The 18,781-nt window shown below is 68.4% G+C and carries 16 protein-coding genes and 1 pseudogene; 7 read left to right on the top strand and 10 right to left on the bottom strand.

Annotated elements, in window-relative coordinates; translation table 11 throughout:
• Positions 1-36: 36 nt before the first annotated feature.
• From ABN028_RS27445 to ABN028_RS27435, 3 genes are read left to right on the top strand one after another with little or no spacing between them, the layout of a single operon-like run.
• Positions 37-906, top strand: coding sequence for a carbohydrate ABC transporter permease (locus tag ABN028_RS27445; protein ID WP_349698622.1), 870 nt, complete (start codon positions 37-39; stop codon positions 904-906).
• Between the two features lie 17 nt (positions 907-923).
• Positions 924-1,760: a carbohydrate ABC transporter permease gene (locus tag ABN028_RS27440; protein ID WP_349330287.1), complete on the top strand. Its 837-nt coding sequence runs from the start codon at positions 924-926 to the stop codon at positions 1,758-1,760.
• A 10-nt stretch (positions 1,761-1,770) separates the two neighbouring features.
• Complete coding sequence (locus tag ABN028_RS27435; protein WP_349698621.1) at positions 1,771-3,033, top strand: cellulase-like family protein; 1,263 nt, start codon at positions 1,771-1,773, stop codon at positions 3,031-3,033.
• Positions 3,034-3,520: 487 nt separating this feature from the next.
• Here ABN028_RS27435 and ABN028_RS27430 read toward each other — a convergent pair whose 3' ends face one another.
• The 6 genes from ABN028_RS27430 to ehuB all read right to left on the bottom strand — a co-directional run bounded on the left by ABN028_RS27430 (position 3,521) and on the right by ehuB (position 9,303).
• Positions 3,521-5,038 (bottom strand): amidase, encoded by a 1,518-nt coding sequence (locus tag ABN028_RS27430; protein ID WP_349698620.1) that lies wholly within the window; start codon positions 5,036-5,038, stop codon positions 3,521-3,523.
• Positions 5,035-6,036: a D-2-hydroxyacid dehydrogenase gene (locus ABN028_RS27425; protein WP_349698619.1), complete on the bottom strand. Its 1,002-nt coding sequence runs from the start codon at positions 6,034-6,036 to the stop codon at positions 5,035-5,037. Before ABN028_RS27425 ends, ABN028_RS27430 begins: the two co-directional genes overlap by 4 nt.
• Positions 6,037-6,125: 89 nt before the next feature.
• Complete coding sequence (ehuA, locus tag ABN028_RS27420; RefSeq protein ID WP_349698618.1) at positions 6,126-6,959, bottom strand: ectoine/hydroxyectoine ABC transporter ATP-binding protein EhuA; 834 nt, start codon at positions 6,957-6,959, stop codon at positions 6,126-6,128.
• The gene (gene ehuD / locus ABN028_RS27415; protein ID WP_349330292.1) at positions 6,949-7,599 is read right to left on the bottom strand and encodes an ectoine/hydroxyectoine ABC transporter permease subunit EhuD; all 651 of its coding nucleotides are present in this window, start codon (positions 7,597-7,599) and stop codon (positions 6,949-6,951) included. The genes ehuA and ehuD overlap by 11 nt, the downstream gene beginning before the upstream one ends.
• A gap of 61 nt (positions 7,600-7,660) precedes the next feature.
• Positions 7,661-8,374, bottom strand: coding sequence for an ectoine/hydroxyectoine ABC transporter permease subunit EhuC (ehuC, locus tag ABN028_RS27410; RefSeq protein WP_349330293.1), 714 nt, complete (start codon positions 8,372-8,374; stop codon positions 7,661-7,663).
• A gap of 14 nt (positions 8,375-8,388) precedes the next feature.
• Entirely contained in the window at positions 8,389-9,303 is a 915-nt protein-coding gene (gene ehuB / locus ABN028_RS27405) for an ectoine/hydroxyectoine ABC transporter substrate-binding protein EhuB (protein WP_349698617.1), read from the bottom strand.
• A gap of 442 nt (positions 9,304-9,745) precedes the next feature.
• Here ehuB and ABN028_RS27400 point away from each other — a divergent pair, with 442 nt between their 5' ends.
• Complete coding sequence (locus tag ABN028_RS27400) at positions 9,746-10,414, top strand: GntR family transcriptional regulator (RefSeq protein WP_349331312.1); 669 nt, start codon at positions 9,746-9,748, stop codon at positions 10,412-10,414.
• A 51-nt stretch (positions 10,415-10,465) separates the two neighbouring features.
• Here ABN028_RS27400 and ABN028_RS27395 read toward each other — a convergent pair whose 3' ends face one another.
• From ABN028_RS27395 to ABN028_RS27385, 3 genes are all read right to left on the bottom strand, one after another.
• Positions 10,466-11,122, bottom strand: a complete 657-nt coding sequence (locus tag ABN028_RS27395; RefSeq protein WP_349698616.1) for a hypothetical protein — start codon at positions 11,120-11,122, stop codon at positions 10,466-10,468.
• A 229-nt stretch (positions 11,123-11,351) separates the two neighbouring features.
• Complete coding sequence (locus ABN028_RS27390) at positions 11,352-12,302, bottom strand: threonine ammonia-lyase (protein ID WP_349698615.1); 951 nt, start codon at positions 12,300-12,302, stop codon at positions 11,352-11,354.
• A gap of 35 nt (positions 12,303-12,337) precedes the next feature.
• Positions 12,338-13,807 (bottom strand): NAD-dependent succinate-semialdehyde dehydrogenase, encoded by a 1,470-nt coding sequence (locus tag ABN028_RS27385; RefSeq protein WP_349698614.1) that lies wholly within the window; start codon positions 13,805-13,807, stop codon positions 12,338-12,340.
• A 271-nt stretch (positions 13,808-14,078) separates the two neighbouring features.
• On the opposite strand from ABN028_RS27385, the gene ABN028_RS27380 reads away from it, so the two are divergent.
• The 3 genes from ABN028_RS27380 to ABN028_RS27370 all read left to right on the top strand — a co-directional run bounded on the left by ABN028_RS27380 (position 14,079) and on the right by ABN028_RS27370 (position 17,988).
• Positions 14,079-15,350, top strand: coding sequence for an aspartate aminotransferase family protein (locus ABN028_RS27380; RefSeq protein WP_349698613.1), 1,272 nt, complete (start codon positions 14,079-14,081; stop codon positions 15,348-15,350).
• Between the two features lie 80 nt (positions 15,351-15,430).
• Positions 15,431-16,615: a M24 family metallopeptidase gene (locus ABN028_RS27375; protein ID WP_349698612.1), complete on the top strand. Its 1,185-nt coding sequence runs from the start codon at positions 15,431-15,433 to the stop codon at positions 16,613-16,615.
• Positions 16,616-16,677: 62 nt separating this feature from the next.
• On the top strand, positions 16,678-17,988 hold the full coding sequence (locus tag ABN028_RS27370; RefSeq protein WP_349698611.1) for a mandelate racemase/muconate lactonizing enzyme family protein: 1,311 nt from the start codon (positions 16,678-16,680) through the stop codon (positions 17,986-17,988).
• A 139-nt stretch (positions 17,989-18,127) separates the two neighbouring features.
• On the opposite strand, the pseudogene ABN028_RS27365 reads toward ABN028_RS27370, so the two are convergent.
• Positions 18,128-18,658 (bottom strand): annotated as a pseudogene (locus ABN028_RS27365) (IS630 family transposase); the annotation flags it as partial.
• Positions 18,659-18,781 lie beyond the last annotated feature (123 nt).

Genomic DNA, 18,781 nt, shown 5'->3' with positions numbered 1-18,781 from the left:
CCCGACCCGCGTGGCGGCCGGGGGCTGCGGGCGAGGGTGGGCGCTAACCGCGCGTTCTATCTCTGCATCGCGCCGTTCTTCGTCCTCTTCGCGATCTTCGGCGCGTTTCCGATCCTCGCCTCACTGGTGATCAGCTTCGTGCGCTGGGACGGGCTGAGCACACCGGAGTTCGTCTGGCTGCAGAACTACGCCATCCTCTTCCAGGACCCGGTGTTCCGGAAGGCGATGGTCAACACGGTCTACATCTGGATCGGTTCGACGGTCGTGACGATGGGCCTGGCGTTTTTCCTTGCCTACCTCATCAACGAGTACGTCCTGGTGGGCAAGGGATTCTTCCGGGTCGTGTTCCTGTTTCCGCTGCTCGTCGCTCCGGCTGTGACGGGCATCATCGCGAGCGTGATGTTCTCCTCCCACGCCGGCGTCGTCAACGCAGCACTCAGCGCGCTCACCGGCGACCGGGTCACCTTCGAGTGGCTGCAGTCGACCGGATGGATCAAGCCGCTCATCATCCTGCTCATCGCGTGGCGGTGGACCGGCTGGCATCTGATCATCTTCCTGGCCGGGCTGCAGGCGATTCCGCGCGATCTCTACAGCGCCGCGCGGGTCGACGGTGCCGGCGAGAGCCAACTGTTCTTCCGGATCACGCTGCCGCTGATGATTCCGTTCGTGCTCTACAGCGCGATCTCCTCGACCGTCGGCGCCTTCCAACTCTTCGACGAGCCGTACGTCCTCACCGGTGGTACGTACGGAACCGCGAACTCCGCGCAGGTGATGGGCACGTACCTCTACCAGGCGGCGTTCCAGGAGTTCAAGTTCGGGCTGGCATCGGCCACGTCGTACGTCATCTTCGCCCTCATCCTGGTGTTCTCCGCCATCAACGCCCGCATGCTGCGGCGACAGGTCTGAAGGGAGGGAGAGCACTCGTGAACGATGTCGGCCACCGGACACCACGGGTCGTGATCACCGTCGCGGTCGCCATGACCACCCTGCTCTTCGTGTTTCCGCTGTACTGGATGGGAGTTCTCGCCACCCGGAGGACCTCGGAGGTGTTCCAGTTCCCTCCGCCGCTCCTGCCCGGCACGGCGCTGATCGACAACTTCGGCCGGCTGCAGTCCAGCCTTGACATCGTGCGGGCGCTGGGCAACACGGCGTACGTCTCGGTGGCGCACACGGTGCTGGTGCTGCTCGTGAGTTCCCTTGCCGGCTACGGGTTCTCCCGCTTCCGGGAGGCGCCGGGGCACCGGGTGCTGTATGGCTCAGTGCTCCTCACGCTCTTCATCCCACCTGCGGCTGGGCTCATCCCGTGGTTCGTGGAGATGAAGGAGTTCGGCTGGATCAACACGTACTGGCCGCTCATCCTCACCGGTGCCGCCACCGGCTTCGGCGTCTTCTGGATGCGGCAGGTTGTCGACAGCACCGTGCCGGCCGATCTCTACGACGCAGCACGGATGGACGGCGCCGGCGACCTGTGGATCTACTGGCGGGTGGTGCTGCCGATCATCCGCCCAGGGCTCGCCGCCCTTGCCGTGTGGAGTTTCATGATGAGCTGGAACAACTTCCTGATGCCGCTCATCATCCTCAACGACTCGGAGAAGTTCACGTTGCCGCTGGCGCTGACCCAGCTCAACACCGCCGCCGGAGGTGCCGACGTCGCCGCCGTGATGCTCGGCACGACGATCGGCGTACTTCCGGTGTTCGTCGCGTTCGCGTTCGCCACCAAGCAGTTCATCGCCGGCCTCACCGCCGGAACCGTGAAGTGAGGAAGGGCTCATGACCGTCGATATTCCCTCCCACCTGCCGGCACGGCTGACGATCTCGCTGTGGGACTTCAGCTGGTTCACCCAGACGATGCCGGGTGAGCCGTTCGAGGACCTCGACCGGGCATTCGCCGAGGCGGTCGAACGCGGCTACAACACCGTCCGCATCTGCGCGATGCCCTACACCCTCTTCGGCAGCGACATCCCGCCGGAGCCGCTGCGGATCGCCAACCTGGGAAGGGGATTCGGGAAGGGTACGCGTTGGTACAACAACGCCGGTGGCGCGGTGATCGACGGTCGCGCCCACCTGTTGGAGCTCTTCCGGGCAGCGGAACGCCACGGCTGCCACCTCATCGTGTCGAGTTGGGAGTACCAGCAGACGCCGAGCTTCTTCGCCACACCGGCACAGTACGAAGCGCTGGTCGCAATTCCCCCGGCGCGGCGCTGCGCGGCGCTGGCGGAGTCGATGAGCGCGCTGCTCGACTTCGTGAAGGACAACGGCCTCGCCGACCGGATCGCCTACGTCGAACTGCACAACGAGGTCGACAACGCCGGCACGAGCCTCACCGAGGTCGCCGCGGAGGGCGAGAGCGTGGTGGCGGCTCAGCGGGCGCTGATCGAGAGCGCGGTCGACCTGCTGCGCAAACGCCACCCAGACCTGCTGCACACGGCGTGCTACTCCGAGCCGGCACTGCACCGGTTGGACGACCTCGCCGGCAATCTGCAGGTCGCGCACTTCCACATCTATGCGTACGGCGTCCTGCGGCAACTCTTCGACGAGGCGGGTCTGTGGTCGGACGCGGAGTTCCCGACGCCACTCGTCACGCGGCTGCTGCGTTCTGACGCTCCGGCATACGACGACTGGCTACCGGACGAGGAGTGGCGCCTCGCGGCCACCGGCGTACAACGGCGACTCGTCTACACCCACGACTGGACCGACCCGGTGAAGTGGGACCTCTACCTCTACGAGCACTACCACCGCTACCGCGAGTCGATGCGAGAGATGGTCCGAAGCCGGCTCGAGGCGTACGCCGACTTCGGCGCGCGGCTCGGCGCACCGGCGGTGATCGGCGAGGGTTACGTCGGCTACACGCCGCTGCACACGACGTTCGAGGAGGGGCCGGTGGGCAAGGACATCTGCGAGTTCGCGGTGCTCGAGGCCAAGCGGCTCGGATACTGGGGCACGATCCTGTGCAGCAACGCCGCGCCGCACCATCCGTTCTGGACCGACGTCGCCTGGCAGCGCGAGGTCAACTCCTGGATCACCGACGTCTGACCCCGCGTACGCCCCCGGTCATGGGCCCAGTCCCGTGATCATGATCGTGATCATGAATTCCTTGCGGAGCTATAGCCCCGTCAGGCTTCACGGTCCCGTACGGCTTCATGATCATGACTGCGGTCCCGGCGCCGGCGCCGCCCAGGCGCAGCCTGGCACAGGCCCAGCCCAGGCACAGGCCCAGCCCTGCCGCAGGCACAGGCCCAGCCCTGCCGCAGGCACAGGCCCAGCCCTGCCGCAGGCACAGGCCCAGCCCTGCCGCAGGCACAGGCCCAGCCCCGCCGCAGGCACAGGCCCAGCTGGCGCAGTCCCTGCGCTGGGCGTAGGCCTGGATACGTCGTGAGACTGCGGCTCGTCGGCGAACGCCGCCGCTTTCATGGTCATGAAGCGAAACCGTACCATGACAGAAGGCGGGGCCATACGCCCCACGGCGTTTCATGATCACCATCTTGATCCCGGGGCCAGCATCTCGACCGGCGGTCCATGATCACGAGGGGGTGGGCGTGGCTGAGGGGGCGGCCGGCTGAGGGGGCGGCCGGCGGGGTGGCGGGGTGGAGGGTGGCGGGGTGGAGGGTGGCGGTGTGGAGGGTGGCGGCGACGTGAGCGGGGGCTGAGGCCATGACGTTGCGGACTCGTACGCATGGCAGGCCCGCAGGACCCGCGCGTCGGCGTGCCGAGGGCCGACGACCTGGAGGCCGATCGGCAGCTGGTCGCTGGTCAACCCGCACATGAGGGTCGCCGCCGGCTGTTGGGTGAGGTTGAACGGATACGTGAACGGCGTCCACTCGGTCCACCGCCGCATGCCCGAGCCCGGCGGCACCTCGCATCCGGCCGCGAACGCGGGGATCGGCAAGGTCGGCGTCAGCAGTAGGTCGTAGCGCTCGTGGAACCGCCCCATCCGAACGCCGAGATCCATGCGTACGGCGGTCGCGTCAAGATAGTCCAGCGCGCTGAACGACCGGCCCTCCTCGACCACCTCGGCGAGCCCCGGGTCGATCCGGCCCACCACGTCGTCACCGCCGTAGGCCTGCACGACCTTGGCGGCACCGGCGAACCACAACACGTGGTACGCCTCGATCGGGTCGGCGAAGCCTGGGTCCTCCTCCACGACCTCCGCGCCGAGAGCGGCGAACACCTCTACCGCCTGGCGCACCGCCGCCGCGACCTCCGCGTCAACCCGGGCGTACCCGAGGTCGGAACTGAACGCGATCCGCATCCCCGCGACCCCGCCGTCGAGGGAGGAGCGGAACACGTCATACGGCCGGTCCAGCGCCGACCAGTCCCGCGAGTCGGGCCCGGACAGCACGTCCAGCAGCACCGCCGCGTCGGCCACCGTGCGGGTCATCGGCCCGGCATGCGCCAGGGTCCCGAACGGGCTCGCGGGATACAGCGGCACCCGGCCGTACGTCGGTTTGAGCCCGAAGGTCCCGGTGAAACCGGACGGAATGCGGATCGACCCGCCGCCGTCAGTGCCCACGGAAACGACACCCATGCCGAGCGCCACCGCCGCCGCGCTGCCCCCGCTGGACCCACCGGCGGTCCGCGTGGGATCCCACGGGTTGCCCGTCGCGCCGTAGCGCAGGCTGTCGGTGACCCCCTTCCACCCGAACTCCGGCGTCGTCGTCTTGCCCAGCAGCACCGCACCGTGCTCGCGCATGCGTGCGGCGACCGGCGCGTCGCCCGTCCACGGTCCGTCGGCGTCGGCGGAGAGGAGCTGCGATCCGCGCAGGGTCGGCCAGCCGGCGGTGAGGAGCAGATCCTTGACCGACGCCGGTACGCCGTCGAGCAGTCCGGCCGGCGCTCCGTGGCGCCACCGCCGCTCGGACTCCTTCGCCTGCGCCCGGGCGAGGTCCGGATCGACCAGACAGTACGCATGGACCGCGCTGTCGAGCCGCTCGATCCGGGCGAGTGCCGCGTCGACGGCGTCCACCGGTGACGCCTTGCGGGTACGGAACAGCTCCATGAGCTCGGTCGCGCTACTCATGGCGAGCTCGTCGTCCGTCACGTGGTCCCCTCCCCTGGTGGCCGGTCCGCTACCGGGACGTAGCCCAGACGCTTGTCCACGACATTCTGCAGCGGCTCGCCGTCCATCCACCGCTCGAAGTTCGTCACGAAGAGCGCCGCGAGATCGTCGAGCCAGCCAACCGTGTCGCCGGCCATGTGTGGAGACACGAGGGTTCCGGGAGCACTCCACAGCGGGCTGTCCGCAGGCAACGGCTCCACACTGAACACGTCGAGCGCCGCACCCGCGATCGTCCCCGCCCGCAGCGCGGTCACCAGCGCCTCCTCGTCGACGATCGGCCCCCGACCGACGTTGATCAGCCGCGCTGTGGGTCGCATCCGGGCGAGCACGTCGGCGTCAACCAAACCTTGCGTCTTCGTGGTCAGTGGTGCCGCGACGACGAGTAAGTCAACTCCGCCAACGACTTCGCGCAGGTCATCGCTCGCGAAGACCACGCCGAAGTCCGGATCCTCCGGTTTCGGCGTACGACCGGCTCCACTCACCACCATCCCGGCCGCGCGGAGCTGGCGGGCGATCGCCCGGCCGATTCCGCCCGTGCCGACCACCAGCACGGACCGCCCCTCGATGCGTTCGGCGTCCCGGTGCCGCCACTCCCGGCGTTCCTGCAACCGCCAGGTCGTCGGCAGATCCTTGGCCCAGGCAAGGACGACCGCGAGCACCCATTCCGCGATCGGCCGGTCGAAGATCCCGCGCGAGTTGGTGACCACCACCGCGCTCTCGACCAGCTCGGAGAACAGCAACCGGTCGACCCCCGCCGACGCGATGTGCACCCACCGCAGCGAATCCGCGCCCGGCCATGCCGTACGCAGGGCAGGGGAAAGGAAATCCCAACAGAAGAAGACGTCCGCGCCGCGCAGGGCGTCACGAAGCTCATCGGCGCGGACGTACCGCACGTCCGCGCGATCCTCCACCGCCGCCATGCCCGGCGGACGATGCGTGTCACACAACACCGTGACGACGGGCGCGGCAGACCTGCTCATCGCCTGCGATTATCCTGCGTTGCGGCGTCCCGGCCGGCGGGGGTGGCTGCACCTGCGTGCACATGGGGAACGTACCCACGAGCCGGTCGTCAACGCTCATCCAGGACGGCACGCAGGAAGGTCTTGGTCCGGTCGTGCTCGGGTTCGGAGAAGATCTTCGCCGGTGGCCCCTGCTCGATCACGTGACCACGGTCGAACATCATGACCCGGTTGGACACGTCGCGGGCGAATCCCATCTCATGCGTGACACACAACATGGTGATGTCGGTGGTCGCGGCGATGTCACGCAGGACGTTGAGCACGTCGGCGACAAGCTCCGGGTCGAGTGCGGAGGTCACCTCGTCGAGGAGCAGGACCTTGGGCTGCATCGCCAGGGCGCGCGCGATCGCCACCCGCTGCTGCTGCCCGCCGGACAGCTGCGACGGATAGGAGTCGCACTTGTCACCCATGCCGACAAGCTCGAGCAGGCCCTTGGCGCGTTCGGTCGCCTCCTCGGTCGACAGGCCGAGGACCTGACACGGCGCCTCGGTGACGTTGCGGAGGACCTTCATGTTCGGGAAGAGATTGAACTGCTGGAAGACCATGCCGATCTTCCTGCGTACCGACCGGCAGTAGCGGTCGTCGGACGGCACCAGCCTGCCGCCCTTCTCCATGTGGGTCAGGCATTCCCCGTCGACCGTGATCGTGCCGCTGTTGGGCTTTTCCAACGTCATCAGCAGCCGCAGGATCGTCGTCTTGCCCGATCCGCTCGGCCCGATCAGCGTCACCCGCTCACCAGCCGCGACGTCGAAGTCGAGTTCGTTGAGGACGACATTGTCGCCGTAGCTCTTCATGATCTTGTCGAAACGGACCAGGGGATCACTCGATGGCTCGGCGTGCCGGCCGGCGGCCTGATCCGGTTTGTGGGCAGTCTCAGTGGCCAAAGCGACGCTCCAATACCCTCAGGGGAACGGCGGCCAGGATGCTGACCACGAGGAACAGCAAGCCGACCATCGTGATGGGTTCGAGGTAACGGAAGGTCTCCGAGCCGACCGTCTTCGCGGCCAGGAGCATTTCTCCGACGGTGATCGCCGACAGCAGGGGCGTGTCCTTGAACATCGCGATGATGTAGTTGCCGAGAGCGGGCAGGACCCGCGGAATGGCCTGCGGCAGGATGACGTCGGCCCAGACCTTCCGGCGCGGCAGGCTCAGCGCGGTGCATGCCTCCCACTGACCGCGAGGGACGCCGTCGATGCCGGCTCGATAGACCTCGGACATGTACGCCGCATAGTGGAGCCCGAGGCCGATCACACCAGTCGCGAGAGCAGGCAGCGTGAGACCGAGGGCGGGGAGTACGAAGAACAGGAAGTAGAGCTGCACCAGCAGCGGAGTGCTCCGGATGAACTCGACCACCGCGGTCGCCGACAGCTGGACCGCACGGACATTGGACCGGCGCAGCAACGCGAGGACCAGACCGACCACGAGTGCCACCAGCGAGCCGAGGATCGTGGCGAACACGGTGATCTTGAGGCCGTCCAGCAGCAGCGGCAGGTTCTCGGCGACGAAACCCCAGTCCCAGTTCATGCGTGTTCTCGCTTCGCCGAGAACCCACACGCTGTGTCCGTGCTTCGCTCACTTCGTTCGCTCATGCCGGCACCTCCTTGCGGACAACGGTCTTGACGGCCGGTTGCGTGGTGGCGACCGGTACCTGGCCGATGGACGCCTTGGCTCTGCGTTCCAGCCAGCGCATGCCGAGCGTCATGAGGTAGGCCATCACGAAGTAGAGAACGAGCACCATCGAGAAGATCAGCACCGTGTGGCCGGTCAGCTGGCGCAGCACCTGTGCGTTGAACGTGAGGTCGTTGATCGTGATGAGTGAGACCAGCGCGGTCCCCTTCAGCAACTCGATCAACAGGTTGCCGAACGGCGGGATCATGCCCACGACCGCCTGCGGGAAGATGATCCGCCGCATCCGTTGGGCCGGTGAGAAGCTCAACGCGATCGCCGCTTCGTACTGCCCCGGCGATACTGCGTTGACCGCACCGCGCACCACCTCGGCACCGTAGGCGCCGATGTTCAGGCCGAGCGCGACGATGCCGGCGAACATCGGGTGCATCTCCCAACCCAGCAAGGGCAGTGCGAAGAACAGCCAGAAGAGCTGCACGAGTGCCGAGGTGCCGCGGAAGAACTCCACGTAGACCCGGGCGATCGCCCGGACCGCTCGCTGCCGCGCCCGGGCCATCAGCCCGGCGAGCACGGCCATCACCAGTCCGATCGCCGCGGCGCCGGCCGTGATCTCGAGCGCGACGAGCGCACCGCGCAGCAACGTCGGGAGATAGTCGAGCATCGTCGACAGCATGGGTATCCGTCCTGTCAGCCCGAGCAGAGGCTCTTGGTCGTCTGGTCGGTCGGAAGCTCGGCCTTGCTGAATCCGTAGGGCTCGATGATCTCGAGCAGGTCACCGCTGTCCTTCAAGTCACCGAGATGACTGTTGAACTCCTCCAGCAGGTCGGCGTCTGCGGGGCGGAAACCGTAACCCCCACAGCCGGTCTGGGGTTTGCCGTCGACCACCGGAACGAATGGCTCGGTGACCTCCAGGTCGAGCCCCTCCCGGTTGTCGAGCAGGAAACGTAGCGTGATGCTGGTGAGGGAGAACGCGTCGATCCGGTTGGCCGTCAGGCCTTCGAAGCCGCTGGCGGAGTCGGTGAAGGACACGAGGTTTTTCACCCCGGCACCTTCGGCGTAGGTCACCTCGATCGCGCCACCGACGACTCCGAGCCGGATCCCGGCCTTCGCCACATCGTCGTAGGTCTTGATCCCGTCCGGATTTCCCTTGCGGACAAGGAAAGCGCTCTTGCCGCAGTAGTCGGGTTCGGAGAAGGCGATCTGGCCGCACCGCTCGGGGGTGATGTACATTCCCGCGGCGATCACGTCGACCGCGCCCGCCTGCAACGCCGGGATCAGCGACCCGAACTCGACCAGTTTCCCTTCCAGGGTGGGAATACCCATCCGGGTGAAGACCTCCCTCGCCACGGCGGGGGCCTCACCGACCAGGTCGCCTCCGGTGTTCTTGAAGCCGTAGGGCGCTTCGTTGGCGAACGCAACCTTGATCGCACCTTCGCGCTTGATCCTCGCCAGCGTGTCGCCGGCACCGGCGTTTGTCCCGGCCAGTGAGCGCCCGCATCCGGCGACGGCGACAGACGCTGCCCCCGCAAACAGCGCATGCCGGAGAAACCCGCGCCGGCCAAGACGCGGTAACGGATTGTTGGGCAACGGTTCCTGGACCACGTGAGCCTCTCCCTGTGGTGGTGAGGGGAATCGGCACGAGCTGGACATCCGGGTGTTCCTCGGCGAGGCGCAGTGCAAACCCTGCGACCGGCTCAGCCGCCCGGGTCACCGCCGGGGCCTCTGTGGTGCGAAGGAAGTTATCGGCGTACCGTACTGTTGTCAACAATCCGATCATCGCCATGCAGAGAATCTGCTAGGGGGTGTCTGATGGATCACGATCGATCAGTGAGCGGCGTATCCGCGCCCGGCTGGCAAGGCCGAGGAGGAAGGCGCACTGGTCTTGTGCGCCGATCGACGAGAACGCAGCCAGGCGGGATGTGGGACGCCGCGAGCCGATCGTGATCCATCAGACACCCCCTAGGGTCGGCGCGATCGGATGCGCCGGCGTGGTGGTCATTCGATCCACCCGCTGCCGGCGGCCGGGGTCTGGAGAAGAGCACACATGAACGACCTCGTCGGGCAGTCAGGTCTCGGACCGGTCAGCCGCGAGTCCACTGCCAGCATCATCGCGCGACAGCTGCGTAACGCCATCACCCAAGGCATCCTGACTCCCGGCACCCAGCTCGGCGAGACCGAGCTCGCCAACCGGTTGAAGGTCAGCCGCGGTCCACTGCGCGAAGCGATGCAGCGCCTCGTCCAGGAAGGGCTGCTGCGCAGCGAACACAACCGCGGCCTGTTCGTCATCGAGCTCGATGCCGACGACGTGCGCGACATCTACCTCGCCAGGTCCGCGATCGAACGTGCGGCGGTCGCCACCATCTGCGAACGTGATCCCGCCGGCACGGCACGCCGGTTGGAGAAGGCCCACCGCCCGATGGTCACCGCCGCGCGACGCGGCGATCTCAAGGCCCTCAGCGACGCCGATCTCGCGTTCCACCAGCTGCTCGTCGAGGAGTCCGGGAGTCCACGGCTTCGACGCATGCACGACACCCTGCTCGTCGAGACGCGGATGTGTATCGCCGCGCTCGAGCAGACCTGCCAGGTGCCCGAGGCCACCGTCAGCGAGCACGGTGCGATGGTCGAGGCGATCCGAGACCGGGACCTCGAACGCCTCGACAAGCTCATCACCGCGCACACCAACGACGCCTTGTCACGACTGGCGCCCGGCTGAGCTGAACCCCGTCCGAGGGTCGCCGCCGTACGCGCAGTGGCGGCGTCACCGTCACCGCAGAACCAGCTCCCCCAGAGAGACGGGTAGCAGCTTCACCAGCAGCAGGATCAGGACGATCGCCAGCGCCAGAAGGGCGGCCCACGCCACACCCAGGCGACTCCATCGCCGCCGACCTGCCGCGCCGTCGACCCGGCCCGCATCATCGGGTTTCCAGAGTTCCACCACGAGCCGGCCACCGAACGCACCAGCAGCGGCGACGAGGACCCACATCCACAGGTCCATGTCGATGTCGACCGAGGACGATGCAGCGCCGACCCCGGCGGCCAGGCCGATGACGAGCCCCAGTCCCACCAGCAGTGACCGGGCGATCAGACCCGCCCCGGCGAGGCGTAGCGCAAGGGCCGTCGCGGCCATCGGCAGGATGACGAACACCGGCGTGACCAACGCGACCACGACGAGGATTGCGACCAGCACCGCGGTGAGGAGGAGGAATACCGCGGCGATGACCGCTTCGACGCCGGACATGTCATCGGTCACGGCACCGGAGGTGATGTCGCGGATGATGGCGGTGCCTATGCGTTCGAACAGGACGACGATCAGGAAGCCGCCGACCGGCACGGCGAGGAGCGCCCCCGCGGCAGCCCCACCCGCCGCGGCGAACGACCGTGCCCATGCCGGTACGCCGAGCCGGGGGCGGTCCACCCGCACGTCGTCATGAACTGAGTGCGGGGGCGTGGATCCCTGCCCTGGTTGTGCTTCGTACATCAGGCGTCACGCCCCTCCGAGCCGGCGGCGGCGGTGGCCGGTTCCCTTCATGATCACCGTCATGATCACGGAAGGAGGGCTCGGGTCGCCGCCCAGCCGGGCGAGTCGAAATGATCAACGAGGCACGATAACCCGGCGTCGCGGTGTCGCCAACCGTCGAGGCGTACGCAGGTCAGAGCAGGGAGGTGAGCAGCGCGCGGTCGACGTTGCCGCCGCTCAGCACGGCGACCGCGCGTTGGCCCGGCCGTAACCCGCACCGCCGGTGGAGCAACGCCGCGACCGCGACGGCGCCACCGGGTTCGGTCAGCAGTTTCGTACGTTCGAGAAGGATTCCCATGGCCTCGACGATCTCCTCGTCGCTCACCTGTACGACGTCGTCGACGTAGCGGGTGGCGAGCGCGAGGGTGCGTTCGCTCACGAAGGGCGCCGCCAGCCCGTCGGCGATGGTCGGCGTGCGCGGTAGATGGACGACGTGCCCCTCGGCCAGGGCGGCGTGCAGGCAGGCCGCGCCGGCGGGTTCGACCCCGATCACCCGGACCGAAGGACGCTGCTCCTTGACCACCGCCGCGATACCTCCGACGAGCCCGCCGCCACCCACCGGGACCACGATGGCGTCGAGGTCGGGGACGTCCTCGAGGAGTTCGAGCCCGATCGTTCCCTGGCCGGCGATGATGGCCGGATCGTCGTACGGCGGGATCACGACCCGGCCGGACTCGGCGACGATCGCGGGGAAGTCGGCGTGGGTCTCGACCGCGCTCTCCCCGCGCAGGATCACCTCGGCGCCATAGGCCTTCGTCGCGGCGATCTTGCTGGTCTGCGCGGTGGTGGGCATCACGGCGGCGGCGGACACGCCCATGCGGGCAGCCGCCCAGGCCAGTGCCTGGGCGTGGTTGCCGGCGGAGATGCAGATGACACCGCGGTCGCGTTCGTCAGGCGTCAGCCGCGCGAGCCGGTTGAGGACGCCGCGCGGTTTGAACGAGCCGGTCTTCTGCAGGACCTCGGCCTTGACCAGCACCTCCACGCCGGCGCGCCCGTCGAGGCTCGAGACCGACAGGACCGGCGTGCGGAGCAGGTTGGTGCCGATGGTCTCCCGCGCGGCACGCACCGCCTCGAGTCCGACCACGGGACCCGCCTCCTTCCCGACGCAGCCCGAACGCCCTACCTGACGGTGACGTTGATGTACTTCACCTCGAGGAACTCCTCGATGCCGAGCCGCCCACCTTCGCGGCCGATGCCCGACTGCTTCACCCCACCGAACGGCGCCGCCGGCGTCGACACCATGCCCCGGTTGAGCCCGACCATGCCGGACTCCAGGCGTTCGCTGACCCGGATGCCACGCTCGAGATCGCGCGTGTAGACGTACGCGATCAGCCCGAACTCGGTGTCGTTGGCCGCCGCGACCGCCTCGTCCTCGGTCTCGAACACCGTCAAGGGGGCGACCGGACCGAAGATCTCCGTCCGCGACATCTGCGCGGCGGGCGGGACGCCGGTGAGGACGGTCGGCTGGTAGAAGTACCCCGGCCCGCCGACCGCGGAGCCGCCGACCACCGTCGAGGCACCCTGCTTCACCGCGTCGGCGACGAGCGACTGCACCTTGTCCAGGGCGGCGGCGTTGATCAGCGGCCCGACCTGTACGCCGTCCTCGACGCCCCGGCCGACCCGCATCGCGCCCATGCGTTCGGCGAGCCGGCGGGAGAACTCCCCCGCGACGCCGGACTGGACGTAGAACCGGTTGGCCGCCGTACACGCCTCGCCGACGTTGCGCATCTTGGCCAGCACCGCACCGTCGACGGCCGCGTCGAGGTCGGCGTCGTCGAAGACGACGAACGGTGCGTTGCCACCGAGTTCCATCGAGGTACGCATGACGGTGCCCGCTGCCTGCTCGAGCAGCTTCCGCCCCACCGCCGTCGAGCCGGTGAACGACAGCTTGCGCGAGCGCGGGTCGCGGATCAGCGGCTCCATGACACCGGCGGCATCCGTGGTGGTGAGGACGTTGAGTACGCCATCCGGCAGCCCGGCCTCCTGCAGGATCCGGGCGAGCGCCAGCATCGACAGGGGCGTGTCAGGTGCGGGCTTGATCACCATGGTGCAGCCGGCCGCCACCGCCGGGCCGATCTTGCGCGTGCCCATGGCCATCGGGAAGTTCCACGGCGTGATGAGCAGGCACGGGCCGACGGGCTGGCGTACGACGACGAACCGGCTCGTCCCGTCCGGCGACACCGCGTAGCCGCCGTCGATGCGTACGGCCTCCTCGGCGAACCACCGGAAGAACTCGGCGGCGTAGGCGATCTCGCCCTTGGCCTCGGCCAGCGGCTTGCCCATCTCCAGGGTCATCAGCAGGGCGAGGTCGTCCTGGCGTTCGAGCAGGAGGTGGTACGCACGCAGGAGGATGTCACTGCGGGCTCTCGGCGCGGTCGCGGCCCAGGAGTCCTGCGCCTCGACGGCCGCGTCGAGTGCGGCGACGCCATCGGCGGGTGAGGCGTCGGCCACCGTGCACAGCGCCTCGCCGGTGGACGGGTCCTCGACCCTGAACTCCGCGTCACCGGCGGCGGCGCGCCATGTGCCGCCGATCAGGAGTTCCTTGGGTACGTCCGCGACAACCGCGCGCTCGCGCTCGGCCTGGCTCATCTCGGGACACCTCCATGGCATCGCGCGTGTCTGATCACCCCGACCCTCGCCACCTTAGCTCTGACGCCACGAGCTCGTGATCATGAAGGGAAAGCGGCGCATAGACCCCAATTCCCTTCATGGTCATGGTCATGATCACCGTCATGATCACGGAACCGGCGACGGCAAGGGCAGCGCGGCTCGGAAACTCACAGCTATGAGGGATTGACGTCAAGTATTACAGTCGGATTGTCTGCAATCCAACAGAGCGCTTTGATCTCCAGGGGTCGCCATGGCACAGCTCTCCCCACTCCTCAAGCAGGCCACGCCCGTCCTCGCCGCACGCGGCGAAGGGGTCTACCTCTACGACGAGGAGGACCGGCGTTATCTCGACTTCACCGCCGGCATCGGGGTCACCAGCACCGGTCACTGCCATCCGCGGATCGTCGAGGCTGCCCAACGCCAGGTCGCGACGCTGATCCACGGGCAGTACACGACCGTCATGCACCGTCCGCTGCTCACCCTCGCCGACCGGCTCTCCGAGGTGCTACCGGCCGCGCTCGACCGGGTGTTCTTCGCCAACTCCGGCAGCGAGGCGATCGAGGCGGCGCTCCGGCTGACCCGGCAGGCGACCGGCCGGCCCAACGTCGTCGTCTTCCAGGGTTCGTTCCACGGCCGGACGATCGGCGCGGCCGCGATGACGACGGCCGGTACGAAGTTCCGGGCCGGGTTCTCGCCGCTCATGGGTGGCGTGGTGGTGTCGCCGTTCCCGGATGCCTACCGGTACGGATGGGACCAGCGGGCCGCCACCGACTTCGCGCTGCGCGAACTCGACTACGCCCTCGCCACGCAGACCGCGCCCGACGAGACCGCGGCGTTCGTGGTCGAGCCGGTCCTCGGCGAGGGCGGCTACGTACCAGCGACGCCCGAGTTCCTCGCCGGTCTGCGCACCCGCGCCGACCGGCACGGCATCCTGCTCGTCATGGACGAGGTCCAGACCGGGTGGGGCCGCACCGGGAAGTTCTGGGGACACGACCACTTCGGTGTGACACCCGACATCCTCGTCACGGCCAAGGGCCTCGCCAGCGGCTTCCCGCTGTCGGCAATCGCGGCACCGGCCGACCTGATGTCTAAGGCCTGGCCGGGTTCCCAGGGTGGTACGTACGGAGGAAACGCCGTCGCCTGTGCCGCCGCCCTCGCCACCCTGGACGTGATCCGCGACGAGCACCTGGTCGACAACGCCGCCGCCACCGGCGCCGAGCTCGCCGAGGGACTCCGGAAGGTCGCGGCCGAGTTCCCCGTCATCGGCGACGTACGCGGCCTCGGCCTCATGCAGGGCAGCGAGTTCACCGGTCCGGCGGGCCAGCCCGACACCGCGACCGCCCAGCGCGCCCAGCAGGAGGCGGCCCGCCGCGGTCTGCTGCTGCTCACCTGTGGCGCCTTCGGCAACGTCGTCCGCATGATCCCGCCGCTCGTGGTGCGATCCCCGCAGGTCCAGGAGGCGCTGTCGATCTGGATCGAGGCGGTCGGCGCCGCCATAGCTCCACCGACCTCCGAAGGCTGAGTGAGACCGCCGATAACCGAACGACGAGTGGTGGCGCAGCGCCTGGCGCCGTGGTCATGGGACCGACCGAAGGAGCTGCCATGAGCGGACTCTTCAACGAACCGTCGAACATCCTCGCCGACGAACTCCCCCAGCGGCTCGACAGCCTTCGGCGGGTCATGCGCGAGCGCGACCTGACGGCGCTGCTGCTCACCGCACCTGAGGACATCTACTACCTGACCGGACTCGCCCACCAGGGGTACTTCGCGTTCAGCATGCTGGTGGTGCCATCAGCCGGGCCGTCCGTGCTCGTCACCCGCGAGATGGAACGTACGACGGTCGCGGACCTGGCACCGTCGGTCGTCCACCTGCCGTATGCCGACGCCGAGCGACCGTCGGCCGCCTCCGCCCGGGCCCTGCGTACCGCCCTCGACGGGGCCGACGCCGCGAAGGGGCGGGTCGGCGTCGACCGGGCCGGCATGAACTTCCCGCTCGCCGTGTGGGAGGAACTCGTCGAAGCCTGCGCGTACGCGGAGTTCTGCGACGGGTCGGGCCTCGTCGAGGACCTGCGGCAGGTGAAGTCCGGTGCGGAGATCGGCTGCGTACGCCAGGCCGCCGAGATTTCGTCGCGGGCGATGGAGGCCGGGATCGCCGCGGTGGCTTCCGGCGTCACCGAACGCGACATCGCCGCGGCCGTGTCCACCACCCTCATCACCGAGGGCAGCGAACCGCCGGGCTTCGTGCCGCTCATCCGCGCCCAGGACCGGCTGTTCCAGGAACACTGCACCTGGACCGACCGCACCATCGTCGAGGGTGACCGGGTGTTCATCGAGCTGTCCGGCTCGGTGGCGCGCTATCACGCCCCGCTCACCCGGATGGTCTACGTCGGTGCGCCCCACCCACAGCTCGCCGAGTCGGCCGCCCTGGTCACGGCCGGCCTGGAGACCGTGCGGGCGGCGCTGGTCCCCGGCGCTCAGGCCGGTGACGTCTATGCCGCCTGGCAGAAGGTCGTCGACGAAGGACTCGGCCACGACCGTTACCGCCGGCACCACTGCGGCTACATGACCGGCATCGGGTTTCCACCCAGCTGGAGCGGCGGCGGCGTGCCCGTCGGCCTCCGCCACGACAGCGAGCTGGAGATCAAGGCCGGCATGGTCTTCCACGTGATCTCGTGGCTGCTCGGTCAGCAGCTGCCCGACTACGTACTCTCCGACACGATGATCGTCACCGGGGACGGCGGCGAGATCCTCACGACCCCCCGCCGCGACCCGCTCGTCACGATGTAACCCGTCCCGATGCAACCCGTCACGATGTCAGCAGTCTCGACCGCCGCCGCGAGGAGCCGCCGATGCGTATCACCGCGATCCGGGCCACGCCGGTGGCCGTTCCCTTCCGCGAGGCCGAGATCTGGGCATACGGCGGTCGCACCGGCATGGTCAGTGTCCTCGTCGAGGTCGACACCGACGAGGGGCTGACCGGACTCGGCGAGGCGTCGGCGTACCCCTCGGCCGACATCGTGCTGGCCGTCCTGCGGTCGCTGGATCCGTTCGTCCTGGGGGAGGATCCGACCGCGATCGAACGCCTCATGAAGCGCATCACGGTCGCCGGCACCTGGCATCACGTGAAGTCGACGAGCCCGGCGATCGGTGCGGTCGAGATGGCCTGCTGGGACATCGTGGGCAAGCTGTGCGGGCAGCCGTTGGTGACGCTGTTCGGCGGGCGGGTCCGCGACCACGTGGAGTACTTCTACTACCTCAGCCGCAAGTCGCCGGCGGAGATGGCATCCGACGCTGCCGCCGGGGTGGCTGCGGGGTTCCGGACGCTGTATCTCAAGGTGGGTTCGGACGACCCGGGCGAGGACCTCGCCCGGGTCGAGGCGGTGCGCGCAGGTGGTGGGCCGGACGCGCTGCTGCGGATCGACGCCAACGAGGCGTGGTCGTCGGCGGCCGCGATCCGAATCCTCGCGGAGATGGGGCGTTTCGGGATCGAGCTCGCCGAACAGCCGGTGTCGGGGCGGAACCTTCCCGAGATGGCGTACGTACGCAGCCGGATCCCGATGCCGCTTCTCGCCAACGAGGCGTCGTGGACCCGCTTCGACCAGCTCGACGTCATTCGCCACGGTGCCGCCGACGTGCTCTCGGTCGACAACCAGATGGACGGTGGGCTGCTCAATCTCAAGCGTTCTGCCGGTCTCGCCGAGGCAGCGGGGCTCCCGGTGCTCAAACACAGCCTGGGCGAACTCGGTCTCGCGACCTACGCGGCCTGCCATGTCATGGCGGCGACGCCGAACTTCCTCGCCGCGAGCCAGTCGTACGCCTCCCTCCTCGCCGACGACATCGTGGTGGCTCCCGATCCTGACCGCGCTGCGCCGGCCCCAGGTGCAGCCGGTGCTGCCATTCCTGGCCTCGCAGCCGGTGCAGCCGGTGCAGCCGGTGCAGCCGGTGCAGCCGGTGCTGCGGGTGCACCGGCTGGTGCGGTCGGCCCGCTGCCGTATGTCAACGGTTGCTTGACGCCGCCGAGCGCGCCCGGCATCGGAGTGTCGCTCGATGCCGGGAAGGTCGCGAAGTACGCCGAGGCCTACGCCAGGGACGCGGCCAGCTTCACCTTCCAGCAACGCGATCCCGGCCGGAGCCCGACACCTCTCCTCCCCAAACTCTGACCGGTCCGGGCGGCGGCACGCTCGCAGACCTGTTCCATGATCATGCGCGGGAAACCCGGGCTTTCCGCCCGCGGAAACCGCCGTTTCCCACGCATGATCATGGCCGGCGGTCGAGTCGGCGCCGGGGCTCGCGCCCTCGCTAGTACCCCGTGGTTGAGATCTTTTGACGGTTCGTTTTGGTGAGGATCTGGTCGGCGGTCTTGGTCCAGACGAAGGGGTGGCAGCGGTCGTTCCAGCCGGTGATGAATTGGCGGATCTTGGTGATCAGGTCGCGGACGGAGCGGAAGGTTCCGCGGTGGATGGCTTGGCGTTCGATGATGGAGAACCAGACCTCGACCAGGTTCATCCATGACGCCGACGTGGGTGTGAAGTGGACCTTGATCCGGGGGTTGGCGGCCAGCCATTCGCGTACTTCGGTGCGTTTGTGGGTGGCGTAGTTGTCCATCACCAGGTGCAGTTCGTCCTCGGGGTAGGCGCGGGCGAGGTGCTTGAGGAACCGAAGGAACTCCTGGTGCCTGTGTCGTGGCTGGGTTAGCCCGGTCACCTTTCCGGTGGCGATCTCTAACGCGGCGAACAGCGTGGCGGTGCCGTGCCGGATGTAGTCGTGGGTACGTCGTTCAGCCAGCCCTGGCTGCATCGGCAGCACCGGTTGGGTGCGGTCTAGGGCTTCCGGATCACGGGTTGGGGTGACACCTGGCTCGGCCAGCCTGCGTGCGGGTGTGGGCCACGGGAGGCAGTCTCTGGATTGCTGAGATCTAGAGAGGGAGCCGTCCCGTGGCCCACGAGAACATTG

This window comes from Actinopolymorpha sp. B17G11 (genome assembly GCF_040196095.1).
In the GTDB taxonomy this organism is placed as follows: domain Bacteria; phylum Actinomycetota; class Actinomycetes; order Propionibacteriales; family Actinopolymorphaceae; genus Thermasporomyces.
The sequence above is the reverse complement of the archived record's forward strand: the minus strand, read 5'-3'. Positions and strand labels throughout refer to the sequence as shown.

Excerpts from the sequence above, each read along its gene's own strand:
- ABN028_RS27380 (WP_349698613.1), top strand. The coding sequence starts at position 14,079 with ATGGCACAGCTCTCCCCACTCCTCAAGCAGGCCACGCCCGTCCTCGCC.
- ehuD (WP_349330292.1), bottom strand. The coding sequence starts at position 7,599 with ATGAACTGGGACTGGGGTTTCGTCGCCGAGAACCTGCCGCTGCTGCTG.
- ABN028_RS27385 (WP_349698614.1), bottom strand. The coding sequence starts at position 13,807 with ATGAGCCAGGCCGAGCGCGAGCGCGCGGTTGTCGCGGACGTACCCAAG.
- ABN028_RS27370 (WP_349698611.1), top strand. The coding sequence starts at position 16,678 with ATGCGTATCACCGCGATCCGGGCCACGCCGGTGGCCGTTCCCTTCCGC.
- ABN028_RS27375 (WP_349698612.1), top strand. The coding sequence starts at position 15,431 with ATGAGCGGACTCTTCAACGAACCGTCGAACATCCTCGCCGACGAACTC.
- ABN028_RS27425 (WP_349698619.1), bottom strand. The coding sequence starts at position 6,036 with ATGAGCAGGTCTGCCGCGCCCGTCGTCACGGTGTTGTGTGACACGCAT.
- ehuC (WP_349330293.1), bottom strand. The coding sequence starts at position 8,374 with ATGCTGTCGACGATGCTCGACTATCTCCCGACGTTGCTGCGCGGTGCG.
- ABN028_RS27400 (WP_349331312.1), top strand. The coding sequence starts at position 9,746 with ATGAACGACCTCGTCGGGCAGTCAGGTCTCGGACCGGTCAGCCGCGAG.
- ABN028_RS27435 (WP_349698621.1), top strand. The coding sequence starts at position 1,771 with ATGACCGTCGATATTCCCTCCCACCTGCCGGCACGGCTGACGATCTCG.